This window comes from Marinobacter sp. SS13-12 (genome assembly GCF_030227115.1).
In the GTDB taxonomy this organism is placed as follows: domain Bacteria; phylum Pseudomonadota; class Gammaproteobacteria; order Pseudomonadales; family Oleiphilaceae; genus Marinobacter.
The window spans coordinates 2,595,075-2,618,101 of the sequence record NZ_JASSUA010000001.1 but is presented as its reverse complement, the minus strand read 5'-3'; the positions used below and the strand labels follow the sequence as shown (position 1 = coordinate 2,618,101).

The following is a 23,027-nucleotide window of genomic DNA, read 5'->3' as shown; positions in this document are numbered from 1 at the left end:
GCGCAATTGAAATCAACCGAACACTATCATTGCAAAGCGTCAATATTCGGTTAAAAATCAGGGTGAGAGGATTCACCGCAAGACCATCACAATACAAAAAAGGATTTGTAGCCGTTGTGAGTAGACGACTTTTAATCGTAGAGGACGATCCGGGTCTGCAAAGCCAGATGCGCTGGTGTTTCAGCGCGGACCTGGAAGTGACCGTTGCCGCTGACCGGGAGTCTGCACTAGCGGCCCTGCGACGAACTGAGCCAGACGTAATCACCCTGGATCTGGGCCTGCCCCCCGATCCTGGCGGAGCGTCCGAAGGCTTCCTGTTGCTGGAAGAAGTCCTGCGACTGGCCCCCATGACCAAGATCATCGTGGTGACCGGTCGTGAGGACAAGGAAAACGCCGTCAAGGCCATCGGCATGGGCGCCAGCGATTTCTACCAGAAACCCCTGGATGCCGACATTCTTACCTTTGTGGTCAACCGCGCATTCCGGTTAGCAGAACTGGAGCGTGACAACCGCGAGCTTTCACGCCAGCGTAACGGCACCAGTATCAAGGGCATTGTCGCTGCCAGCCCACAAATGCTCTCCATCTGCCGTACCCTGGAAAAAGTTGCCCCCACCGACGTGACCACCCTGATTACCGGCGAAACCGGTACCGGCAAGGAACTGCTCGCACGCGCCCTCCATGACCTGAGCCATCGGGCAGACAATCCCTTTGCGGCAATCAACTGCGCCGCCATTCCAGAGAACCTTCTGGAAAGCGAACTGTTCGGCTTTGAGAAAGGCTCCTTCACCGGCGCAACCCAGAGCAAAAAAGGCAAGATCGAGAACGCCAACGGCGGCACCCTGTTTCTGGATGAAATCGGCGACATGCCCATGGCCCTCCAGGCCAAGCTGCTGCGCTTCCTGCAGGAACGGGTAGTAGACCGGGTGGGCTCGGTGAAGCCGGTTCCGGTAGACGTGCGCGTGGTATGCGCCACCCACCGCGACGTTCATGAACTCATTACCCAGGGCACTTTCCGCGAAGATCTTTACTACCGTATCAGCGAGATTACGCTGGACGTTCCGGCGCTCCGGGAGCGGGAAGGAGACGCCCTGGTCATCGCGCAATCGTTGTTGAAATCGCTGGGCAAACAGATGGACCGCCCCAACCTCGCCTTTACCGAAGATGCCATCAAGGGCATCAAGAGCTACGCCTGGCCTGGCAACGTGAGGGAAATGATCAACAAGGTAAAACGAGCCACCATCATGGCGGATGGCAAACGGGTCACCGCCGCCGATTTGCAGCTCAACTGCGACGAGGAAGGCCCCGAGAGCCAGCTCAACCTGCGGCAGGTGCGTGAAAACGCTGAGCGTGCGGCAATTTTACAGGCGCTGCAGTCCTGCAGCTTCAATATGGCACAGGCCTCGCGCCTGCTGGGCGTAACCCGGCCAACACTCTACAACCTGACGGACAAGTACCATATAGAGACATCCGCTGAATCGCCAAGCGCCTGAAATGCAGGCAGGGAATCCATAACAATACCCAGAAAGGAAAGGAACAGGGCCATGAAACCAGTTTTAGCAGTACGTGCCACCCTTCTTTCAGTTGCCATCTCGCTGACTCTCGCCGGTTGCGGCGGAGAGAACGGCAATGAAATGAGCCAGGAAGAAATCCAGTATATCAGCCACCTTGACCAGTCACGCTTTTTCCAGCGCCAGGGTGAGCTCAAGGCCAGTACGCTGGAGGCGCGTAGTGCGATCGAGTTGCAGCCTGAGAAACTTGAACCCTATTTTCTGATCATCGACAACCTGCTGAAGGCCGGCGATGCGGTCAATGCGGAAAGGCAGCTTGACTGGGTCATGGAGCAAATCCCTGAAGAGGAACTCAGTGCCGAGGTCAAAAACCGCGCCAGCCTCATCCTGGCCGAAGCAAGCCTCATGCAAGGCGAGTATGGGCAGGCATTGGCTGAACTGGAAGGTATTACCTCTCCCGACCGGCCAGTAGAAACCAGGGCTGCGTTACTCGAGGGCGAAATCTATCTGGCATCAGATCGCCTCGAAGAGGCCAATGCCGCGTTTGAAAAAGCCAGAGAGATCGACCCAGGTGCGGTTGAATCGGTAATTGGCCTGTCAAAGACTGCGTTCGCCAAGGGTGAAAAGGAAAAAGCGCTTGAGCTGGTGGCGGAAGCAGAAGAGATCAACGGTGAGCATACCGAACTTTGGCTATGGAAAGCTCAGATGGCTCACGCTGAAAAAGAGTGGTCGAAGGCGGAAGACAGCTACATCAGGGCGCTCGAGGACATTGGCCAGTACGATGTCATGACCCAGCGCAAATACACCACGATCTCTGCTCTTATCCGGGTATTGAGAGCCCAGGGAAAGCAATCCGAAGCCTTTGTCTATGAAGAGATACTGGCCAAGTCTGCTCCCGGCACCATCAAAAGTAACCTGGTGGCCGCCCAGGAAGCCATGGAAGAAGGCGACCTCAACACAGCAGCGCGTTACCTGGAGGAAGTTCTCGCGCAGGCCCCCAGTCATGAGCAAAGTGCCTTGATGCTGGGCCTTGTGCGTTTCAGGCAGGGCCGTGTTGAGGAGGCCGAAAAGCTGCTGGCCCCGGTTGCAGAAATGGGCGACTCGGAGGTTGCGGGCAAATTATTGGCGGCCACACGCCTTCAAATGCGCAACCCCCAGGGCGCACAGGACATACTCGATACCCTGGAAGACAAAGACTCAGACCCGGAAACGCTCGCTTTAGTGGCAATAGCGTCACTTGCCAGTGGCGATGCCGAGACCGGCGAAGCGCTCATGGAAAAAGCCCTGGAACTCAACCCCGATAATCACCAGTTGCGGTTACGATACGCCGCCTATCTGAATCGGAAGGGAGAACATTCACGAGCAATCGACCTGATAACTCAGGTACGTAACAAGGCGCCTGACCTCGATCAGGCCAGAACGCTTCTGATTCAGACCCAGGCAAGCTCCGGGGACATGTCAGCAGCCGTGAATACAGCATCACAGTGGATCAAGGATGAGCCGGACAACGTCGACGCCCTGGTGATTCGTGGAAACCTGTCTGCAAGCGAAAACAACATGGAGGAAGCGCGCAAATACTTCACGCAAGCGCTCAACAAACACCCTGAGGCGCTGGGCCCGATCATCGCCCTGGGCAGATTAGCGCTCAGTCAGGAAAATCTCGACGAGGCGCAGAAGCAATTCCGCAGAGCAGTCGAACTGGCGCCAGACAGCCGACAGGCTCTTCAAGGGCTCACCGCGGTTCTGGATCAGGAAGAAACTGAACGCTTCATGCGGGAAGTGCTTGAAAACAACCCCGATGCAACTGGCCCACGCCTCATCCTTCTGGAACTGGCATTACGCGAGGGTAAAACCCAGGAAGCGGACGATCTCACCGCCTCGTTACTTGAGCGTGACGAGGAAAATACGCCATCGCGGGCCGCACCTCTTGTCGCGAACATCTACAACACAATGGCGGCGAGAATCAGAGAAACGGGAGAGGCTGACCGGGCCACAGTGATTCTGAACCGAGCCAGAGCGCTTTTTCCTGAGAACGAAGAGATTTCCCTGCAGGCAGCTCAACAGGCATTCATTGCGGAGGACACTGATGAAGCCCGAAGCATTCTCCAGGAAGCGAAACAACAGCATCCGGATTCTCCAAGGCCTTACCTGATAGAGGCACGCTATTTTGAAAGCCTGGGCGAATACCAACAGGCGGCCGAGTTCTATCAACTGGCAATGGACAAACAGTCCAGTGCCGGCATTATCAATGCCTACGCTGCAGTCCTGCAGGCCATTGGCAAGGAAGACGACGCTCTCTCACTTCTCGAATCAGGCGTTGATAGCTACCCTGGTAACGTGCAGCTACGCCTGAGGCTCGCCCTGCTCCAGCAGTCCGAGGGCGAAAAGGATAAAGCCAAAGCCAATTACGAGAAAATACTCGACTCAATGCCCGAGAATACCGTTGTACTGAACAACCTCGCCTGGCTGTATCACGAAACGGGGGATGAGCGGGCGGTATCCATGGCCAAAAAAGCCTACGACCTTGCTCCAGAGAGTGCGGCCATCGTGGATACTTATGGATGGATCATGCTGAAAGCCGGCAAATCTGAAGAAAGCCTGCCCATCCTTAAAAAGGCCCACGAGCTTCAGCCCGACTCAGAAGAAATCGCTCTTCACCTCGCAGAGGCCTACCGCGCTGTGGGCAGGAATGCGGATGCGCAACGTATTCTGGAAAAATTTGGTGACCAGGGCTGATGGATCGAGCTTTAACAATGCGTTATCTCTGGTTGGCATCAATTCCGCTGCTGACGGTTGGACTATGGGCTGAATGGCAGTCATTTGTTCACCTGTGGTATGACTCAATCGTCTACAACCACGGGTTTTTGGTGCTGGGTGGCGTTTTCTTTCTTCTGTACCAGAGAAGAAAGACCCTCGCCGACCTGAAGGTCACCGGCTCCCCCCTGGGGTTGTTTTTACTGGCTGGCGCCACTGCCACGCTGATCCTCTCCCAGGCGGCAGACATCAGAGTGTTCCGTTTGATGCTGGCGCCAATGATCATCCTGTTCTGGGGTTGGTCTATATGGGGAAAGGGATTCGTAACCACCGCAGGCGGGCCAATTCTGCTGCTGATTTTCGCGGTACCTATATGGGACGACTTCTCGCCCCTCCTCCAACACATCACCGTTTTCTTTAACACAATCCTGCTTCAGGCATTTGATATTCCAGCCACCATCCACGAGTTTTACATCATTCTGGATGTCGGGACCTTCCTGGTTGAAAACGGTTGCAGTGGTGTGCGGTACCTGATGGTTGCGCTTTTTCTCGCTGCTTTCTATGGCCAGCTCTATTACCGTTCGAATACCCGCATTGCCCTGTTGATTGTCATTGCCGGCTTATTGTCCATGGTGGCGAACTGGATACGAGTCTTTGGAATCATAGCGGCAGGGCACTACACCGACATGGAAACCTCACTGATTGAGGACCATGAGCTCTTCGGATGGGTTATCTTCGTCATTGTGACGCTGGTGCCGCTATTCTTTATTTCAGGCAAACTGGAACAGCCCGCTTCTGACAGCGAGAACACATCCAGCAACCACAAACCCGAAACCGGGCAGGCGCACGCAAAGTACCCGTCCATCAAATGGCCCCTGGCAGCGTCACTCCTCCTCCTGTTGCCACCGCTTCTGCCGGCCGCCCTTGATGCCAGAACAGAGCGCATGGCCAGCTCATGGGCGCCGGGACTGCCTACGCCAGACTCTGACTGGAGCGGCCCCCTGAGACACGCAAATATATGGCAACCCGATTTTGCAAAACCGGACATCGATCTCAGCGGAACGTATGTTTCCGATGACCTGAAGCAGGTACAACTGCAAATCACAGGGTATCGCCGTCAGGCGCAGAACAAGGAACTGATCGGCTACCGAAACCAGCTGTTCGACCAAAAGGAATGGAAGCTTGTCTCCAAAACGTCCCGAACACTGAATAGTAGCGGTTCTGGAAGCCCTGACACCCTCACCGAGACGGTCATACAGAAGAACACCGATAGCTCCTACGTTATCCTATGGTCCTGGTATCAGATAGGCGAGGAGTTGACCAACTCCAGGATTGAAGTGAAGATCAAAGGCGCTCTCAACAAACTGCAGGGCGACGCCCGCGGCGCCCTGTGGGCACTTGCCGGACGGTGTGAAGGCGTAAGTGAAGGCGAGAAAAAACCTGACTGTTCGAGCCAGAGAGCCACGTTCGAACGATTTCTTGAGGACGTCCAACGCTGATATTCACCCGGCACAACAAAAAACCCGGCGTTCATATGAGCGCCGGGTTTTTATTTTAAAGGCCACTACAATCTCTGTAGGTGGTCTCTATCGGAATCAGGACTTGCGGCGACGCGAAAGTCCCAGTCCGGCAAGGCCCAGACCGAGCAGGGCAAGAGTGCCGGGCTCAGGAACCTTGGTGAATACACCTCTGAGTTGAGCCACGTTGTCGGCTCCCTCAGATGTAATCAACTCTTCCATGGTGGGGCCGCCCTCCTGGCTGAACCCTCTGAGGTCGAGCGTATACAGCGCTCCATCAACCTCGAAAGTCTCTGATGACACCAGGCTTTCGAAGGATACGATATCGTCACAGCACCCGTTACCAGAGTTCGGGGTTTCCTCATGCAGGAAGGTAAACGAAAGAGGCGTAGCATACGGGTTGCCATCTACTGAGATGGCCATTGAAATACTCAGCAAAACACTGTCGACGCCCGTGCCAGCGTTGATCTGATAGTTAAAATGGGTGAAATCGCCCAAATCGAACTCTTCGTTTATGTCCACATCAAAGGCAGCAGGTGCGGAACCATCAAAACGGTAGCCACTTTGTGTTGGTTGACCGCCGCCCCAACGTACTTCCTGGCCGCCGTCAATGTAATTTACGTTGGTGCCACCAACAGCGTCTGACCAAACACCAGACACGCTATCGACGGATATCACCGGCATTGCAAAGGCAGGTGCAACTAATGAAGCAGCGAACACTCCTCCCAACATCGACATCTTATTCATGGTAGATCCTTCTTCATTATGGTTACTGCGAAAAACACTTCCGACTATAAGCCATATCCATGCCAGTGCTTTTTAATCGTTATTTTTCATAGTGTTATAAACACCAAAGTTCCCTAACGCCCATTGGGCGTAAAGTTTTTCGACACCACCTGTAAACCCAGTGCAACGTTTTGCTGATTTTAAGTTTCGGTATAGACTCGACTCCGGATAATTCGCGAAACAGCCAAGTATGTGATAAACGAAAAGGACTTTGGGAAATGCGCATTACTTTTGTGTCACTGATACCTGACGCCGGGCACGTCATCCCCCTATTGCGCATTGCTTCGGCTCTGACAACCGATGATATTGAGTGCCGTTTCATTGTGCCGGAAGAAGGCAAAAGCCTGCCTGCCACCCAAGGCTTCGAGTATGAATTGCTCCCCCCTGTTCTGCCGGCCAACGCCTCCTCTCTTCTGAAAAGGATTTCCCATACAAGCCCGCTCTACAGAAAACTCTATTTCAATAGGTATTTTGAGTCACACTATTTCCAGCCGATTCAATATAAAGGCTTATCCTTTTTGCCCTTGCTCAAAGATAAATTTCAACAACACAAACCAGATCTGATCATCGCTGACGAACACTTGTTAGGCGCAGCAATACATGACCTGGGTGTTCAATTAGGTATCCCAGTTCTTATGCACCGGGCATCCGGGTCAAATCAGCAGTGTCAGAATCCACAGCCCTACGCTAAGCGGCCGTCACTTCTGGCCAGCAAATCAATACCAGTATTGTCTAAAATTATTGGGAAGCTCTCACACGCAGCCAATTCTAAGCTGAACAAAGAAGCCCACCGTTCGACGCAGGAAATGAAAATCGATATAAATCGGAAGTGGGACGAAATCATCAAAAGAGGAAAGCTTTCAGGCAAGCCCAAACAGATCTTTACAACCGGCATGGCAACGGTTGAGAGTCGTCATCTCCAACCAAAAATTACTGTGTGTGGCGGTATTCAAGCATTTGGCCCTCTTCCTCCCCTGGTGGCTGGCAACATATCGAACGAAGATCAGGCCTGGCTGGAAATGCAGCCAAAAAAACCCGTCATTCTGGTGAGCCTTGGATCCATGGTCACCATAACCAACAAGCTTTCACACTGCCTGATCAGGGGAGCAAAAGAAAACCACTGCAGAATTCTCTGGGTTTCTCGGACCGATCCCGTGCCGACAAGTTTCAAGAGCGATCCAGACATACGATGGATATCCTGGGGCCCCCAACCAACATTACTGGCAGACCAGCGCATACGTGGATTTGTTTCACATGCAGGGTCTGGAGCAGTGCAGGAGGCATTCTGGTTCGCAAAACCGCTGCTGTGTATCCCCCAGATATGGGACCAGCCCTACAATGCCTGGGTTGTCGAAACCTTGGGCGCAGGGAGGGTTATTAATAAAAATCACTTTTCTGTTGAGCAAGTATCCAGATTTCTCAGTGACATCCTGCACGACAATGCAATAAAGGAAACTATGGATCGCTACTCCCGGGAAATCCGGGAGCTGGATAGTGGCACTGAGGTCTCTGAGTATATTTTGGCCGCATGCAACTCCGAGACTATATCCGTGAATAGGCCCTATTGATGTCATTCACGACTTCTAAAAGTGCCTGTTTTTTTGAATCGATGATATCCAGCTGACTAAGGAGCGGTTCCTGCGTTGCAATCACCTGTCTGATATTATGTTTGAGAACCTTCCCCTTACCGCTTTTATATAACCGATGCACAAACGAAGCTGGTTGGCTCCCTTCCCTTGCATCCCAGCATTTTGGCGACAGGGAGTGAACCGGTTTTCCTTTTAGTCCCACAGAGTCCATCCAGTCACGCCATTTAAACTCATGGAATTCATGCAGACTTACGGGAATCCAGGGAACCCGCATCGTATCTGCAAGAATTGCCCCGTGCATCGCCTCCGTGACAACGAAAGGGGCACTTGCCACAGTACGGATAAACTCATCAGCATTACAACTCGGGGTCAAGTAATCCATATCGAGTTTATCGGCTATTGCTGCCAGCAGTCGTCCTGTTGAAAGATGGGAATTGACGTGAGGGATAAACACCGCTCTTGTGCACTTTTTCGCGGGCTTGCTATACATCTCTGAAAGCAAGACTGCCCCATCGGCTATCGCTTTATCCAACCCAATACCAAGCGCCCTCGCCGACCCCGGGCCCCTGACACAAGCAATATCCCAAGTGTCATCAAGTGTTGTTTCAAGTTTCCCGTACCCTACGCCGGAGCTAAAAATCACCTTTCTGGCATAGTGATTATTACTTTTTATGTTGTTGTCGTTCAGTATCGTTCCTATACCGAACAGTGCTATCTCCTCGGATGACAAAATATTCCTATTAAAAAACCTGCCCATCAGAACAGGGTTTATGTCATCGCCAAAATTCCCAACACCAGTTCTCTCCATGAATTTGTCAAAGTAAACCAAGGCCACTTACGTCGCTCCTTAACGCTTTTTACAGGGAATCTGCGGCCTTGTCTGAACACGGGACAGGCCAACACTATTCAATTAAAGAAACTTGAGGCTCAGTATAATCACTCGCAAGCCCCTCTGTGTCCACAGCGCGTATCTGAAACTGCCATTCACCTACCGGCAGATCTCTAACGACATAGGATCGCGTCTTATCAGACTCTATTCTGATCGGCTCTACAACTTTCGTGGCCGGCTCCAGCCTTATGGCATCTGCAATGACGTAGCCATCCGCGTCATTCGCCAATACAACGGTTAGCTGGCTAGAGCCTGGGATGAATGAACCCAGCTCCTGCCATGTGCCGCCACCTGAGGTCTGGTCTACAGTGAACTGTCTTTCATCAAGGTTACCATTCACCGTTTCATACTGGACGTGATACGTGGCGTTCGTTGCACGGTTGCTATACGACGTCCAGTTGGCTGACAACCGGTACTCAGTCCCTGGCGAAATATCATTAACCGACCAGCTCGCATAGCTATCTCCTGTTCCTGAAGGCATCGCCACATAATTTTCGCCTACATACCCGTCTGTTACGGTCGAAGTGCTCGCGTCCGGTCCGTAAATAACGAAGCCGGATGACCCGTTATCTGAAATTATTCCAGTGTTACCTTCGCCTTCTGTTATCGAATATTTCAACTCGTAATAATCAATTTCTTCAGGGGAAAGATCGCTGCCGTCGGTTCGTGTTACCGGCGCTTCCCAGGTGAGCAATACCGTATCCGCCGCCAGTACGCTGGAGGCATCAGTAGGGTCCGTACCTGCCAGATACTCCTGGTAGTTTGTATACCCATCGCCGTCTGCGTCCAGGTCGCCGTCTGCCACTGTCGGATCTAAACCCGCATCGTTCTCGAAGCCGTCGGGCATGCCATCACCATCGGTGTCGACGTTAAACGGATCAGTCATCCCCAAAGATTCCTGCAGATTCGTCAAGCCGTCGCCATCAGGGTCCTGATCAGCATCCAATGGATTGGTAGGGTCCAGCCCTTGCTCCTGTTCCCACGCATCCAGCATGCCGTCATTGTCCGCATCCACGGAGGGGACTGCCGCAGCCTCTTTGAAAAGAACGGCATCGGCAATAACATAGCCATCAGCATCATTGGAAACAGTAACGCGGCCGGTGAGCGATGACATCCGGAAGGTGCCCAGTTTGAACCACTCTCCTCCAAACTCCCTCTGGTCGACCTCAATCGTCGTAGTGGTCAGAAAATCCTGATCGTTCAAATGATGGACAGTGTATTTTATATTAGACCCGCGGTTTCCATGGGACGTCCATCTGGCATACACATCGAGTATTTTTATGATATTCAGATTCCAGGTAGCGGTCTTCTCGCCCGTACCTGCTTCCCCTGCCAGGTAATTTTCACCAATGTATCCGCTTGATACTGATGATTCTTTCCATTCTCCATCTGTGTAGAAGCCAGGGTTAACATTATCAATAATGTACTCAGTCTCAGGGCCGGCTGCGGGTGCCGGTAGCTCGTCAAAATCAACTTTTGGTTTAAGGCTGCTACAGCCGGTCACTACGCTCCCCGAGGCAACTGCCAAAACCAGTAACTTCATCCTTTTCATCATCATTCCTCCCTCGTTGTTCACAACAACTATTGGAAGGATGGCACAGATTCAGGTGGACACAGGATCGGCGATAGTTCTTTTCGCGATATAACGGTGCCCTTTATCGCGGATAGCGCAATTGTCGATTAATGAGTAAAAAAACCAGCCCAAGTGCAGAAAGCAGCAACGTGCCTGGTTCCGGGACCCTCATGATGCGAGTTATCGAGCCGTAAAGATCTTCTTCGGTACTAGTCGTGCTGCCGTCTCCCTGATTGAAGAACCAGAAATGAAAGCCCCCCGAGCGAAACTGATTCAGATTGAGTTCCCCTGTGTCCCGGACCAATCGGTCGTCCTCCGGAATTATGACGGTTCCGGTTTGCTCCATACCTAACAATGTAAGGTATATATCATTGGGATAAACCGTCGATCCGTTTCCGTCAGGGGCATTCAACGGTGAGTGACTGCCGGTGGTGTAAAAACGCTCCGGCGACCAATCGCCCCAGTGGTAATAGCCATTGGTCTGTTGTTCGAATATATCCCATCCGCCAATAACACCCTGAAAAGAGATCTTGTGCTCCCCGGAATCTTTCCCCCCTATATTAAGCCGGATAAGAAACTCATCCCCAACATTAACATCCGCCAGGGAGTTGGCCGCTACAGCATTACCTGTAACCGTTCCATACAGATCATAGGAATAATAAGGCCTTGCGTTTACGCCACACGCGAACGCAAGCAAAAGACCAAACAACATTACATGTTTCATACTGCACATCCCTATCCTTAGGTAATAGAAGAATCAAACCGATCGGTGAAAACCTCTTCCTGAAGTCAGTACAGCACTATGAAAAGACCAAAACAGCGGGAAGGATTGACTGGCTAGCTTCACAGCAGCCAGAAAACGTCATTTTTTATGTTGGATGGTAATCCTGTCAAGCGTTGCGGCAATTATGCGCAAGTCCCTGTCGGTAACATCCTCATGGCTTGGCAATGTGATCAGTCGATCAGCAAAGGATTCTGAGTTGGGAAATTCACCTGCTGAGCCCCTCAGAAGGCCGGATATACCCTCTATGTCAGGCAATATACGCCCGTAAAAAGCGTTGGCTCCAATACCCCTGCCAGTCAGTGCTTCAGTTGCCTTATCCCTGGTTGCCCGGTCCGGTGCCAGTAAGGCATACCGTAACGTCACCTGCCCAGCCCCTTTCTTTCCGGAAACCGTATTTTCCATAAACGGTTTCCAGCCACGCCGCTTGAGAAATTCAAGCTCCCTGACGTAGCTCGGTGCAATCGCCGGCCTCGCTCCTGCATCAAGGATACCTGCCTCCACAAGTCCGTCAGGTAGCTGTCTACGGCACAGGCTGGCAAGGGGTTTGTACACCGTAGTGCCGAGCCCAAGAAACGGAACCCGCCTCAGCAGGCCATAGCCGAATCTGCCAAGAAGAAAATTGAAAATGTTTCGCCTGGCTTTCCACTTCAAGTCAATATTCAAAGACTCTTCCGGCAATCTGGTAAGCGCGTCAGCTGCGATCGCACTGTGGTCACCGCGAACCAACAAGGCTCCGCCGCCCATCAGGTTAATTGGCTTACCCCGACCGAAACTCAGCACCGCGCAATCCGCGACTGGATCGCGGGCACAATCGGGTGGAAAACATTGTGCGGAGTCCTCAATAAGCCAGACATCACGCTCCCGGCATATGCCTGCCAGTGACGCCAATTGCTCAGGCACACCCAGAAAGCCAGCGGCGATGACCGCAACCGTGTTGTCCGAAAGCGCCCGGGACAATTTGTCAGTATCCATGAAAGGGCTGTCAGGTAGCAGATCGACCAGCACCGGCCTTGTACCCTGTGCCGCTACAGCAGCGACAAGATCCGGACACCCAAAGGCAGGCAGAATAACCTCCGGCGTTGAATTCTTCAGGCTGGACCGGCTGATCGCCAACAACACTGCGGCAGACAAGGCCTGGGTACCAGAGCCCATATACCATGTGTGGTAATTGTCCTCCCAGGGCAAGCGAAGTCCAGTACCTGTATCCGGGACCGGAACACGGCTTCCAACAGGTCTCAACATACCCTTCATCGCTTGGACGGCGTCCAGACCGTCATTCGCCGGCCCTTTAGAAAATCGATGGTCGCACGGGCAATAGCCAGATTCACCTGCACAAAGAAATAGGGAATCTTGAAGACAGTACGCTCCCGAAGCTCGGGCTTGACATGTCCTGCAATGACCACACCATAGAACAGGAGCTGAGCCAGCAGAGCGAGCAAATATATCCCCCCCTTGCCCGCTAACAACACCGAGGTGATGAACAACAGAACCTGAAACCAGGGCACAGCCCAGCGCATCAGTTTGTGCCCGAATACCTGGAATGCAAACATGCCAAACCGAAACGGATTGAGTACTTCCGGGTGCCTGCTCAACGCTGTCAGCCCCCTTATGATGGTTCTTACCTTGCGCTGGTACTCTTTTGAAGCGTCCGCTACATCCTGATAGAAACCCAGTACATCGGGCGCTGTAACAGCGACCAGGCCCTGACTGGCGCTATTAAGGGCGGTGTTGAAGTCGCTCGGGGAATAGATATCCCACTCACCACACACCGAACGCCTGGCCGCAAAAAATGATCCGCTGAGCCCCACGAGTCCTGCCCTGTCAGACTCCAACCCCCGCAGCCACATTTCATAGCGAACATAGGCACCCTCTCCCACTATACCGCCGTCGTGGCTTGTGAAGCGGTCTTCGCTGGAAACCGCTCCCACAGAAGGATCGTCAAAATAACGAACCATCCGCCCTATCGCGTCTTCAGGAATCGATGTTGCGACATCCGAAAATATCAGAATATCGCCGGTGGCTCTTTTAATGGCCTGCAACTGTGCGTGTTCCTTGCCTTTTCTGTCCTCGGCACGGGCGAGCTTAACCCCACGGTCCTCGTACTCCAGTACAATCCGGTCTGTATCATCACTTGAGGCATCAGAGGCAACGATGATTTCCAGGTCCGGATAGTCCAGTGCCAGGCAGTTCTCGATTTTTTCCCGAATACGATGAGCTTCATTGTGCGCTGTAACAATGAGGGAGACCGCTTGCGGATTGCTCGTCGGGGCATGTGACTTTTCGGCTCCCGCGCGGCGCGGCATAAAACGCAGAATCAACGGATAAATAAAGTAGCTGAAAAGCGCTCCAACAGCTGCAAACCAGAACAGAAAAACCAGCATCGCTCTCAATCCCTGTGAACCTTTGTGGATGACATCTCTGCCGGTACTGGCAGAATCGTTGCGGTGTAAGACTATACATACAGAAACCAGTCAGCACCATTTGCGAAGTCAATAGAGGCCCCGAGAAGGGTTTCTCTATCGCTAAGCACTATTCAAAACTCTTGAAAAATCTGGGATGCCAGCTAATAGAATGGATACATCACGCCGCAGGAACGATATTCAGGGTCTGAGAGCTGTTGGTACCCTGCTCGTAACAATATATCGCATCTGGACTGGAAGGGTTTCGGGTGGGGTGGATCTATTTTTTACTTCACTACTGTTAACAGCTTTCGATTCCGAGCAAAGATAACAGCTCCCAAACCCACTGCAAGTAAGGCTAATGGGGCCGGTTCTGGCACACCAACAGCGAAAGACAGACGATCATATTCCATTGCATTTATAGTCGCACCGCCACCAACTACAAGCGACTTCATACCGGGTATAGCTAAATTCAAACTGAAAACTTGCCCCAAAGTGTCACCCATCGTGCTGCTCACTCCCCATTCAATGCGATCGCCATTGACATCAAACGCATACCAAATATTGGGCAGACCATAACCACCCATGAAAGGATACCCCCAGTTCTGATATAGCAGCGAAACCCACCTCACTGGCTGATGGAAGGTCATTCCAAACCCTATCGCACATTCAAAATCAGTTTCGCATTCATCCAAAATGCCAATGCCAGCCCCAAAATTACCGAAGACAAGTTCGCCCGTAGGCGCTCTATATTCCGGCCGAGAGCGGGTCGCGTAGATAGGCCCTGGTTCACGGTAGTTGGCGACCAAACTTTGTAAAGACACATATGAAGACACGCTTGAGAGATCTGTTCCCTCAGCAAAGTCATCAGGCTCAATAGTGATTATGGATGCCTCGGTAATTGATGGAGTCAACAGCGACATTGCCGCTAATAGAATACTTGCAGCTACCCCAGTCCCAAAGCCCAACCTAAGCTTTTCATGCGTAACACTCATTAATCCGTTTCCTTATTAGCCCTGAACACTCTCAGTTCGCTCTATTTTAGAGACGATGAGTTAACGAGCATGTACACATCCACAGGCCCGTAAAAAGTGAAACACCATCTCGATATTATTTAAGCAAATACTAAGCCAGCCTCTTAAAATCAGAAACTTGGATAATTTTCAGCAAAAGGTCTGTAAAAAGAGTCGACGGATTCTAACCAGTCCGAGGCTGAACTCTAATCCCCCATCTGTAACGGGCTCAAAAGTAAACTCAGGCCATCTGCAGGACTGCAATACTGTAAGCCGAATAGGAATAACGAAAGACTGGAGAGACTCGTGGTGAGCAGATAACAAAAACCCCAGCGCAAGATGGAACCGCGCCCAGTCCTTTTGGATGACATCTCTGCACACTACTGGCAGAATCACTGTGCCAGCAAACTGTACATGGACGATTGCGCCAAAACCACAGGCTTGGCCGACGGAGGCAAAAGGCGTGGCTACCATACGATCCTTATTAAAATTCTGGGCGCTCAGCGCTTTTGCCGTTTTCGGGTGGCTACGCCTGAAACTTGCCCGCAGCCCGACCCTGATCATTCTGACCTATCACCGGGTGCTGCCGGATAACTCCGGCGAACGGGAGCAGGAACAACCCGGTATGATTATTTCACCCGGAAACCTCCAGCGGCACATAAAGTTCGCCCGATCACTGGGCGCCGTCCCTGTCCATCTTGATGAATGGCTGCGCAAGAAAGACACTGGTGAGACCCTGCCAGCACTTTCAGTAGCCTTTACCTTTGATGACGGCTGGAGGGACAACTACCTGTATGGTTATCCTGTGCTCCGCCAGGAGCAAGTGCCTGCGACCATCTTCCTTGTTACCGGCATGGTCGACACCGGCGATACCTTCTGGCCTGAAACGGTCATTAGGCTGCTCCGTACTCCCGGTATCAATCTAAACGATCAATCACTCGAGTGGCTTCAGCCTTACCTCGGTGATCTTGGCAACTACTCCACGCCACTCTCACTCCTGGAAGCCGATGAAATAGTTAATCGCCTCAAAGATCTGGATGACGCCACGATTATCCAGCACCTGAAGGAGGCCACGTCCCGGCTCACCGCTGAAATCAACGGTGGTGATCAGGCACCAGTGATACTGCAGTCTCAGGATCTGAAGGAAATGTCCGGGGAGAATCTGGTCAAATATGGTGCCCACACCAGAAACCACTTCCGGCTCAACCGCCTTAACAGTAGAGAGGCGCTTGAGGAGCAAATAACAGGGTGCCTGTCAGACCTTGAGGCGATGAACCTCAACAGCGTGCCGATTTTCTGCTACCCCAACGGAGACATAACCGACGGCGGTGAACAGCTTGTTGCAAACCACTACCAGGCGGCCTGCACAACCAAAACCGGTTGGAACAGGGCCAGCCGAAGCAACTTTGACCTCCATCGCTTCAACCTTCATGACGGGAACAGTTCAACCCCCCGTACCTTACTGGCCACCATCGGGCGCAGCCTGGCATGACTGAAGAACCGAGCACTCCCCCGATTACCATAACGCATATTATATCCGGAGACCTCTGGGCCGGAGCCGAAGTGCAGGTCTATAACCTGTGCCAGGCGCTCAGTACTCGCATGGAAGTTGCCGTGACCGCTGTAATTTTCAATCCCGGCATTCTGCACGACAAACTGGTAAAGCTCGGGATTCCAGTAACCCTTGCTGACGAAGCCAGCACAGGCACCTTGTCAATCGCAAAAGCCATCGCCACTCACTGCAAGATGCAGGGTACAGACATCGTTCATACCCACGGTTTCAAGGAAAATGTATTGGGTGTGCTCGGCAAGGAACTGGCCAGAGTGCGTTACTCAGTCAGAACGGTCCACGGCAACCCGGAGCATGGCTTCTCATTCAAGAAGCCACACAAATGGCTAACCAGCCGCCTGGACATCTGGCTTGGCCGACTACGACAACAGGCTGTTATTGCCGTATCAACCCAGCTTGAACAATCTCTACAATCCACGTTTCCGGGTAAGGTTTTCAAGATTTTCAATTTCGTGAATGTCGAGGAGATTCAGCAAACCTGGCGGCTCGAAAGCAACAGGAACAAGAATCAAGAGGCCTTGCTGGGTATTGTCGGCCGATTGGTACCCGTCAAACGCGTGGATCTTTTCATCAGAATGATTGCTTCTCTGAATGAGGAGGGCTATCCCTGCCGTGGCGCAATCATCGGTAATGGGCCCCTTGAAGAAGATCTCAAGAAGCTGGCACTTGAGCTGCGCGTCGGTGACCGGATCAGTTTCAAAGGTTTTGTAAATCCCGCAATGAAGGAGATGAGAAAGCTGGACGCGCTGATAATGCCGTCTGATCATGAGGGGCTGCCCATGACGTTGCTGGAAGCCGCCGCACTGGGCATTCCTGTGGTCGCCCACAACGTGGGTGGCATTCCCGAGGTACTTGAAGACTGGAAACGGGGGGCACTCGTCCACGAACAAAACCCTTCCGCCTATTCAGACAACGTTCTCTCAGTTCTGTCGCGACAGACCCAAACTGGCGACAATCCCCCTCCGGATTTCGAGAGAAAATTCAGCAGCCGAGAGAATTCCAAAAAATACGTCGATCTATATACGAAAATCCTGTTAACACCCCGGGGTGTTAACCTGCCGACAGCATCTTCCTGAACTTTCTTAGCACTCTGCGCTTCAACCCTGGCTCTGAGGATACCAGTTCGCTGCTGCTATGCTCGAAGTCCCGCACAAACTGCGCTACCCATTGGTCGTTCAGGCTACTTCCCTGCCTGGACGTTGCGTGCTCCTCCTGGACCTGGTTGTCATCTATCTGCACCCCCATAAAGTCGGCAATGGTTTGCACGCTGGCTCCCAGGTTCTTCCGAACAGAATCAAAGTCCATTTCAATATAGTTGCACCCATTAGCTGCAAGAGTGTAGCGCCACGAAGAGTTATCAAGGATCACTTCCCGCAGACACCTCTCAATCTGTTCAAAGCGATACTGAGGTGGATTGTTGTTCTTGGGTTGCTGGCCTGCAATCCATACTCCGGTCTGTCTGGCAATCGCCAGAGAAACTGCCTGCTTCAGAATGCCTTTACGAGAAAGAAGAACGTAATATGCTTCAGGAAAAAGAGCCTGCACCCTGTCAAACCCGCCAAGCACTCTGATATGGGTGTAGTGGAGCTTTATACCGAACACTCCATTTGGAGACGTTCTTCTTTTGGTGAGCTCCCTGATAACACCTTCGGTACTCTCCGTGGCAATACGCCGTTTCCATTCTCTGAGGTTTGCCGGATTTGCATACTCTAAAGGGAAACCAAAGGCGCCGGTCTGATGTAAAGTGTGGCCTAACATGTGACTGCCACAACGAGGGGTTGAGGCAATAACGAGCATTTTATCTGGCCCCTCCTGACGCGGGAAGTCATGTGAATCCGAGAACTGATCCTTGTACAAGTGCACGCCATTACCTCCTTCCAAAAGCCGAACGACAAAACCTAACCGCCGCTCCGTCGTTTAGACAATTGAGTCGACAATATTCCAAGAACATCCTTTAATGCCTTGATTTTTAATGCAAATGCAAGCAGCACATAAATGCCGCCTCCAGCCAGAACCTGGATCAGGAAGGATCCCAGAGGACCAACTCCAAACAACACCGGGTCGAGCAGGGTAATCCCGATAGCCATGAGAATTGCCGCCGCTAACGTGCGGGAAAAGGACAACATCAGCTCAAGCAGGCTCAAATTGATCAGCCGACCCGCAATCGATAACGTAATCAGGCTATTGATCCAGGTCGCGGTGGTAATTCCGATGACAATACCTTCTACCCCCCATGGAAGACCACAAATCACGCCTGCTAACGCAATTGGACGAGTGAACAGGTTAACCTTGAACTGGAGCTTTGCCCGCCCAAGCGAGAGGTATATCGCGCCGGTAACAGTCACGATAGAACGTGCTACTCCTGCCAAGCAGAGAACTTGCAAAAGTGGCACCAGCTCTGCCCATTGTTCTCCAAGTACACCGAAAACAAAATTTTCAGCGACTGCGAAGATGCCTGCCATCATCGGGAATGTAAGCAGAGCAATAGCCTGGGTGCTCCGCATATAAACTTTCCGTATTCGTTCTATGTCAGACTGGATCAAGCTCAGTGCTGGAAACATGACACTGCCGACTGTGTGCGAGACATTCTGGAGAGGGAAAAGCATCATTGATTGAGCCTTGTCCAATAAACCTGCCGCATCACCCCCTATATATTTGCCCGCCAGCAGTTTGTCCGCTTTCATTGTTGCGAACCGAATTACCCTTGTAGCAAACACATAAAAACTGAAGCCGAAAAGTTCTTTCAGCGCTTTTCCACTGAATGCAATTGCAGGCACCCAGCGCGCAGCTCCCCAGACGTAACATGTTGCGACAAACCGGAGTATTACCGGTTGCCAGGCGAGGCCCCAGTATCCATAGCCTTCCCTCACCATCAACACCGCAACGGTACCACCTATGATCATACCCAGCAGATCCGCTACCGCCGTAACCTGAAATGACAAATCCTTTACCAGGCGCTGCCTGGGTACCAGCCCCAGGGCTCCAAGAATAAACTGAAGGGACAGAACGAGCCCCAAATCAGTCAGTTCTTCTCTTCCGTAAAATTCCGCAATCGAGGGAGAAAGCAAAGATACGAGTGCCCAAAGCCCCACGCCAAGCCCGAGATTTGTCCAGAAGACCGTATTGTAATGTATCTCTTTTACATCCTTTTTCTGAACAAGAGCCGATCCAAGCCCCACGTCCATCAAAAGGCCGGCGAAGCCGGTGAACACCATCATCATGGCGATCAGACCAAAGTCGTCCGGTGTCAGCATCCTCGCGAGAGCAATGCCGAATCCCATCGAGATGACCTGGCTGATGACCTTTCCGCCAGCTGTCCAACTAAGGGCCTTGAGAACTCTACCTCTGAAGTCAGACATTCGGCAGTTTATCCATGACCGCTGCAGCCTGTCTGCTGCAGTCGGCTTGTACTGCGCGCACTTTTTTTTGCCAGTCGGTCAGGTGAGTTAATATGTCAGACACCATGGCCCTTGATTGCTCCGGCTCCATGGACTTTGTCGAGAGTCTTGCTGCGTCCATCCCGAGCTGATGGAATAACTCCTCGAGCTTGAACTCATAGGCAATACCCAGGACTGGAGTGCCAGCCACAAGCCCGAGAATGGCCGCATGCATTCGAGTAGCAATCACGAGATCGAATTGCTGATAGGCATCAACTACTTCTACCGGCTGACGAAAAGCTGTATCCAACTTAACGTACGGTTCTACATCGGGAGAAAGGCTTTCGAAAACCACCTGCGCGTATTCTGCATCGTCTGTCCAATATTCTTCAATGCCCTGACACGTAGACAGGAAGGTAACTTCCGCGCCGAACTCTCGAACGGCTTGCTCGACCATGGCAACTACGCAGGATACATAGTTACTTTCCAGATCTTTCTCTGGGTCATCAAAAAAATGGAGACTTCTGACAGAGACGGCAACTTTCAATTTTTGTTTGGGCGTGAGTGCGCCATCCTGGATAGACGCCGCAGCTTTATTCGGTTCCAGAACAAAAGCCGCATCCTTTCCAAGAACAATATTGCTCTCCCCTACACCTAATGCAGATACATGGTCCCAAGACTTCTGATCCCGAACAAAAATTCCATGGGCTTGTCGGAAAATATTCCTGAATGCTGCCTGGTACTTTGGCCTATGGTAAGGTCCCAGAGACTGCGTAAAAAATACGAGCGGGCGCCCGCATGCAAGCGTCAAACGATAATCATAGATCGCGGGCCATAAATTATAGTTTTCAATCAAATAAGTCCCTCCAGTACTGATAACCACATCCGCCGCGCAATACTCTTGAAGTGCAGAGTAATCTTCCTGACGTATCAGAACCCGGGGGATGAAAGCGAGTCTCGAGCGAATAAGAGCGACGCAAGATCGCAACAACCAATAGCGCAGGCGATCATTCCAGTGACCATAACCAAGCCTTTGTAGCACACGCGCAAATTTTCCCTTGGGTGGATGCCCAAAAACGGATTGGCGAAATGAAGCCCAGGGATAGTATCTGGATGCTGCTGCAGCTAAACGATCAAACACAACTATATTGGCGTCTTCACCGTACTTCTGTCGTAGTATCTGAAACATTCCCTGCAAAATCGCGGCATCTCCAGGATTCAGGGTGACAATATTTGTTATCAGAATCCGCTTTCTTTTCTTATTATTTACCATATTCGAAGGGCTCCAGTTGCGGCCCGACAATCTTCTCAATCATTGAGAGATTTTTTTCACCAAAAAAAGCTTCATAGCTCGCCGAACTGTCGCCTCTGGGTTGATACTGGATATCAACCAGCCCAGAAATATCTTTGGTTGCTTCAAACCCGAGATCAGCAGCAAGCTGCCGCACCTGAGCGACTTTATCGGAGCGAAAGTCTTCATAACGAATCAATCGGACAGGATGCCTAGCTTGCAAATAGTGCTCTGCTGAAATTCGCCATCGCCACGCCATCTTTTCAAGATAGTTATTACCGGGGAGGTCTGGCGATACTCCGTTCAAAACATGAAACCAGCCCCCGTTGGCGAAGCGTGGAAGGCTGGGCTCGCCCTTGAGCGGATCTGCCGGTAAATCAAGGCGGTTCAAAATACTACGAATATTGTCGAATGGGTTTCTAATAATAAACACGCGCTTGGCTTCAGGCAGGAAGTCGTCGAAATCGTCAAGAAAAAACGGGAAGTTCGGATCCTTGACTACAGCACCGCTGAATACATCCCGGTGGGCCCGCCATAGGCCAGAAAGAGAGAAATCGCCTGCAAACAGCTGCTCTCGGTAATTGACTTCCAACTGATCCAGTCTGTGAAAAGGGTCGCTACAGACATCTTCATCAATTGCTTTAGCAAGCAACGATGCGATGGCCGTTGTGCCAGACTTCGGCATACCAGCAACGATTACTTTACCTCGCCCTGTTCCAAGCGGATACAAGGCATGGACAGCACGCTTTATTTTACTAACTGCCATTTACCGGGCTCCCGTTCTGCGCTGAATCGACTGCTGGAAGGTATCTAGGGTCTCTCTCGCCACATTCGGCCAGTTAAGCTTCTCCTGCACCAACTCCCACCCAGCTCGCCCGACCGCCTCTGCCAAGTCAGGATCGTCACGTAACCTCAAAAGTTGTGCCAGGATATCCGCAGGCTCATCACTCGAAAGCAACCCATTCTTCTCGTGCTGGATCAACTCCGCCATTTGGCCACGATTGGAAGTAACCACCGGGGTCATGCAGGCCATATATTCCCATAGCTTTGTCGGGGAACCATGTACGCCGTGGGGTGTCCAGTACCAGTCGGGGTGCAAAGCAATGCATACGTCGGCGCTGCATATCTCATCAAGCACTTCATCCCTTGGTATCTTCTCCTTGATCTCAACATTGTCTCCCTGAGGCAGATTATCTGATCGCTGATTAACGGCGAGGACAAAACGGATGTCAGGCGCCTCGGTTTTAGCCAGCTCAATTGCCGCCGCGAGCAAATCCAGGCCTTGCCAAGGGTAGATCGCACTACCACTGTAAAACACCGTGAATTTGTCGTTCTCCCTGTTGTTGCGACGACGAATAATCTCTTCCTCGGGCACTAGTGGTCCACCGTTCGGCGCCACTACTACCTGACCGATACCCAAATTATTACCAGCATATCTTCCCATCGACGAAGAAACACACACAGCAGCATCTACCCTCTGCGCCAGTTGCTTTCTGAAACGTTCCTCCCGCCGAATTCCGGGCGTTTGCCGGGCTGCGTGAAACCAACGTCTTAACCACCTGAACCACGACTCACTTTGCCCGGCTTTCCTGCCCCCTAACCAAGAGAAAGCAAGATTTTCATCGGCTGGAGAATTTATCTCCCAAACCACTGGAACGCTCGAATCAACCTCTTGCATGGCTTTTCTAAGGTGCCCCCATCTCTCCAGGGACCGGGAATCGACCCGAGCGTATATCACATCGCAAAACGCAACGAATGTAGAAACGGACGCATCACTTTCCCCGTCAAAATTCCGCACGTCCGGCATCGTGGGATCTCCCAGTACTGCTACCTCATGTCCACTTTCAACAAATCCACGAATCAACTCAAACACATGGATATGATTTCCACCCTTAGGTGGGTAAGCCTGGAGGTCGTATAAGTAACCAATTTTCATCCCGTTATCTCCGTTTGACGAGGACAATTCCTAAGTGGGGC

General features: G+C 51.9%; 18 protein-coding genes. 6 read left to right on the top strand and 12 right to left on the bottom strand.

All coding sequences use genetic code 11. The annotated features are described in order from the left end of the window. Positions 1 to 116: 116 nt before the first annotated feature. The 3 genes from prsR to xrtA are packed head-to-tail and all read left to right on the top strand — an operon-like array spanning position 117 to position 5,761. Positions 117 to 1,490, top strand: coding sequence for a PEP-CTERM-box response regulator transcription factor (gene prsR, locus QPL94_RS11960; protein ID WP_285357575.1), 1,374 nt, complete (start codon positions 117 to 119; stop codon positions 1,488 to 1,490). 51 nt (positions 1,491 to 1,541) lie between these two features. Then, positions 1,542 to 4,244 (top strand): tetratricopeptide repeat protein, encoded by a 2,703-nt coding sequence (locus QPL94_RS11955; RefSeq protein ID WP_285357574.1) that lies wholly within the window; start codon positions 1,542 to 1,544, stop codon positions 4,242 to 4,244. Then, positions 4,244 to 5,761 (top strand): exosortase A, encoded by a 1,518-nt coding sequence (gene xrtA / locus QPL94_RS11950; protein ID WP_285357573.1) that lies wholly within the window; start codon positions 4,244 to 4,246, stop codon positions 5,759 to 5,761. The genes QPL94_RS11955 and xrtA overlap by 1 nt, the downstream gene beginning before the upstream one ends. A gap of 96 nt (positions 5,762 to 5,857) precedes the next feature. Here xrtA and QPL94_RS11945 read toward each other — a convergent pair whose 3' ends face one another. Continuing rightward, complete coding sequence (locus tag QPL94_RS11945; protein WP_285357572.1) at positions 5,858 to 6,526, bottom strand: THxN family PEP-CTERM protein; 669 nt, start codon at positions 6,524 to 6,526, stop codon at positions 5,858 to 5,860. A 257-nt stretch (positions 6,527 to 6,783) separates the two neighbouring features. On the opposite strand from QPL94_RS11945, the gene QPL94_RS11940 reads away from it, so the two are divergent. Then, positions 6,784 to 8,133, top strand: a complete 1,350-nt coding sequence (locus tag QPL94_RS11940; RefSeq protein WP_285357571.1) for a glycosyltransferase — start codon at positions 6,784 to 6,786, stop codon at positions 8,131 to 8,133. Here QPL94_RS11940 and QPL94_RS11935 read toward each other — a convergent pair. The 6 genes from QPL94_RS11935 to QPL94_RS11910 all read right to left on the bottom strand — a co-directional run bounded on the left by QPL94_RS11935 (position 8,108) and on the right by QPL94_RS11910 (position 14,794). Beyond that, entirely contained in the window at positions 8,108 to 8,989 is an 882-nt protein-coding gene (locus QPL94_RS11935; RefSeq protein WP_285357569.1) for a polysaccharide pyruvyl transferase family protein, read from the bottom strand. The genes QPL94_RS11940 and QPL94_RS11935 overlap by 26 nt on opposite strands. A gap of 67 nt (positions 8,990 to 9,056) precedes the next feature. Further along, positions 9,057 to 10,601: a golvesin C-terminal-like domain-containing protein gene (locus QPL94_RS11930; protein WP_285357567.1), complete on the bottom strand. Its 1,545-nt coding sequence runs from the start codon at positions 10,599 to 10,601 to the stop codon at positions 9,057 to 9,059. Positions 10,602 to 10,698: 97 nt separating this feature from the next. After that, positions 10,699 to 11,340: a PEP-CTERM sorting domain-containing protein gene (locus QPL94_RS11925; RefSeq protein WP_285357566.1), complete on the bottom strand. Its 642-nt coding sequence runs from the start codon at positions 11,338 to 11,340 to the stop codon at positions 10,699 to 10,701. A gap of 138 nt (positions 11,341 to 11,478) precedes the next feature. Beyond that, complete coding sequence (locus QPL94_RS11920) at positions 11,479 to 12,552, bottom strand: DegT/DnrJ/EryC1/StrS family aminotransferase (protein WP_285357922.1); 1,074 nt, start codon at positions 12,550 to 12,552, stop codon at positions 11,479 to 11,481. Positions 12,553 to 12,647: 95 nt separating this feature from the next. Continuing rightward, positions 12,648 to 13,781, bottom strand: a complete 1,134-nt coding sequence (locus QPL94_RS11915) for a glycosyltransferase family 2 protein (RefSeq protein WP_285357565.1) — start codon at positions 13,779 to 13,781, stop codon at positions 12,648 to 12,650. A gap of 305 nt (positions 13,782 to 14,086) precedes the next feature. Continuing rightward, entirely contained in the window at positions 14,087 to 14,794 is a 708-nt protein-coding gene (locus tag QPL94_RS11910) for a PEP-CTERM sorting domain-containing protein (RefSeq protein WP_285357564.1), read from the bottom strand. A gap of 481 nt (positions 14,795 to 15,275) precedes the next feature. Between QPL94_RS11910 and QPL94_RS11905 the strand changes: the two genes are divergently transcribed. Together QPL94_RS11905 and QPL94_RS11900 are read left to right on the top strand one after the other, a co-directional pair. Further along, positions 15,276 to 16,304: a polysaccharide deacetylase family protein gene (locus QPL94_RS11905; RefSeq protein ID WP_285357563.1), complete on the top strand. Its 1,029-nt coding sequence runs from the start codon at positions 15,276 to 15,278 to the stop codon at positions 16,302 to 16,304. Next, positions 16,301 to 17,458 (top strand): glycosyltransferase, encoded by a 1,158-nt coding sequence (locus QPL94_RS11900; protein WP_285357561.1) that lies wholly within the window; start codon positions 16,301 to 16,303, stop codon positions 17,456 to 17,458. Before QPL94_RS11905 ends, QPL94_RS11900 begins: the two co-directional genes overlap by 4 nt. On the opposite strand, the gene QPL94_RS11895 is transcribed toward QPL94_RS11900, so the two are convergent. From QPL94_RS11895 to QPL94_RS11875, 5 genes are read right to left on the bottom strand one after another with little or no spacing between them, the layout of a single operon-like run. Beyond that, entirely contained in the window at positions 17,433 to 18,245 is an 813-nt protein-coding gene (locus QPL94_RS11895) for a Stf0 family sulfotransferase (protein WP_285357559.1), read from the bottom strand. The two genes, QPL94_RS11900 and QPL94_RS11895, sit on opposite strands and share 26 nt — an antisense overlap. A 35-nt stretch (positions 18,246 to 18,280) precedes the next feature. After that, entirely contained in the window at positions 18,281 to 19,741 is a 1,461-nt protein-coding gene (locus QPL94_RS11890; protein WP_285357557.1) for a lipopolysaccharide biosynthesis protein, read from the bottom strand. Continuing rightward, a complete protein-coding gene (locus tag QPL94_RS11885; protein ID WP_285357555.1) occupies positions 19,734 to 21,032 on the bottom strand; it encodes a polysaccharide pyruvyl transferase family protein in 1,299 nt (432 codons plus the stop codon). Before QPL94_RS11885 ends, QPL94_RS11890 begins: the two co-directional genes overlap by 8 nt. Then, positions 21,022 to 21,816 carry a sulfotransferase family protein gene (locus QPL94_RS11880; protein ID WP_285357553.1) on the bottom strand — a complete coding sequence of 265 codons (795 nt, stop codon included), beginning with the start codon at positions 21,814 to 21,816 and terminating at the stop codon, positions 21,022 to 21,024. Before QPL94_RS11880 ends, QPL94_RS11885 begins: the two co-directional genes overlap by 11 nt. Beyond that, positions 21,817 to 22,986 (bottom strand): glycosyltransferase, encoded by a 1,170-nt coding sequence (locus QPL94_RS11875; protein ID WP_285357552.1) that lies wholly within the window; start codon positions 22,984 to 22,986, stop codon positions 21,817 to 21,819. Positions 22,987 to 23,027 lie beyond the last annotated feature (41 nt).

Bases quoted from the DNA above. Each gene is read 5' to 3' on its own strand.
- QPL94_RS11945 (WP_285357572.1), bottom strand. From the start codon at position 6,526: ATGAATAAGATGTCGATGTTGGGAGGAGTGTTCGCTGCTTCATTAGTT.
- QPL94_RS11925 (WP_285357566.1), bottom strand. From the start codon at position 11,340: ATGAAACATGTAATGTTGTTTGGTCTTTTGCTTGCGTTCGCGTGTGGC.
- QPL94_RS11920 (WP_285357922.1), bottom strand. From the start codon at position 12,552: ATGGGCTCTGGTACCCAGGCCTTGTCTGCCGCAGTGTTGTTGGCGATC.
- QPL94_RS11890 (WP_285357557.1), bottom strand. From the start codon at position 19,741: ATGTCTGACTTCAGAGGTAGAGTTCTCAAGGCCCTTAGTTGGACAGCT.
- QPL94_RS11940 (WP_285357571.1), top strand. From the start codon at position 6,784: ATGCGCATTACTTTTGTGTCACTGATACCTGACGCCGGGCACGTCATC.
- QPL94_RS11880 (WP_285357553.1), bottom strand. From the start codon at position 21,816: ATGGCAGTTAGTAAAATAAAGCGTGCTGTCCATGCCTTGTATCCGCTT.
- QPL94_RS11900 (WP_285357561.1), top strand. From the start codon at position 16,301: ATGACTGAAGAACCGAGCACTCCCCCGATTACCATAACGCATATTATA.
- QPL94_RS11930 (WP_285357567.1), bottom strand. From the start codon at position 10,601: ATGATGATGAAAAGGATGAAGTTACTGGTTTTGGCAGTTGCCTCGGGG.
- QPL94_RS11955 (WP_285357574.1), top strand. From the start codon at position 1,542: ATGAAACCAGTTTTAGCAGTACGTGCCACCCTTCTTTCAGTTGCCATC.
- xrtA (WP_285357573.1), top strand. From the start codon at position 4,244: ATGGATCGAGCTTTAACAATGCGTTATCTCTGGTTGGCATCAATTCCG.
- QPL94_RS11875 (WP_285357552.1), bottom strand. From the start codon at position 22,986: ATGAAAATTGGTTACTTATACGACCTCCAGGCTTACCCACCTAAGGGT.
- QPL94_RS11915 (WP_285357565.1), bottom strand. From the start codon at position 13,781: ATGCTGGTTTTTCTGTTCTGGTTTGCAGCTGTTGGAGCGCTTTTCAGC.
- QPL94_RS11885 (WP_285357555.1), bottom strand. From the start codon at position 21,032: ATGGTAAATAATAAGAAAAGAAAGCGGATTCTGATAACAAATATTGTC.
- QPL94_RS11910 (WP_285357564.1), bottom strand. From the start codon at position 14,794: ATGAGTGTTACGCATGAAAAGCTTAGGTTGGGCTTTGGGACTGGGGTA.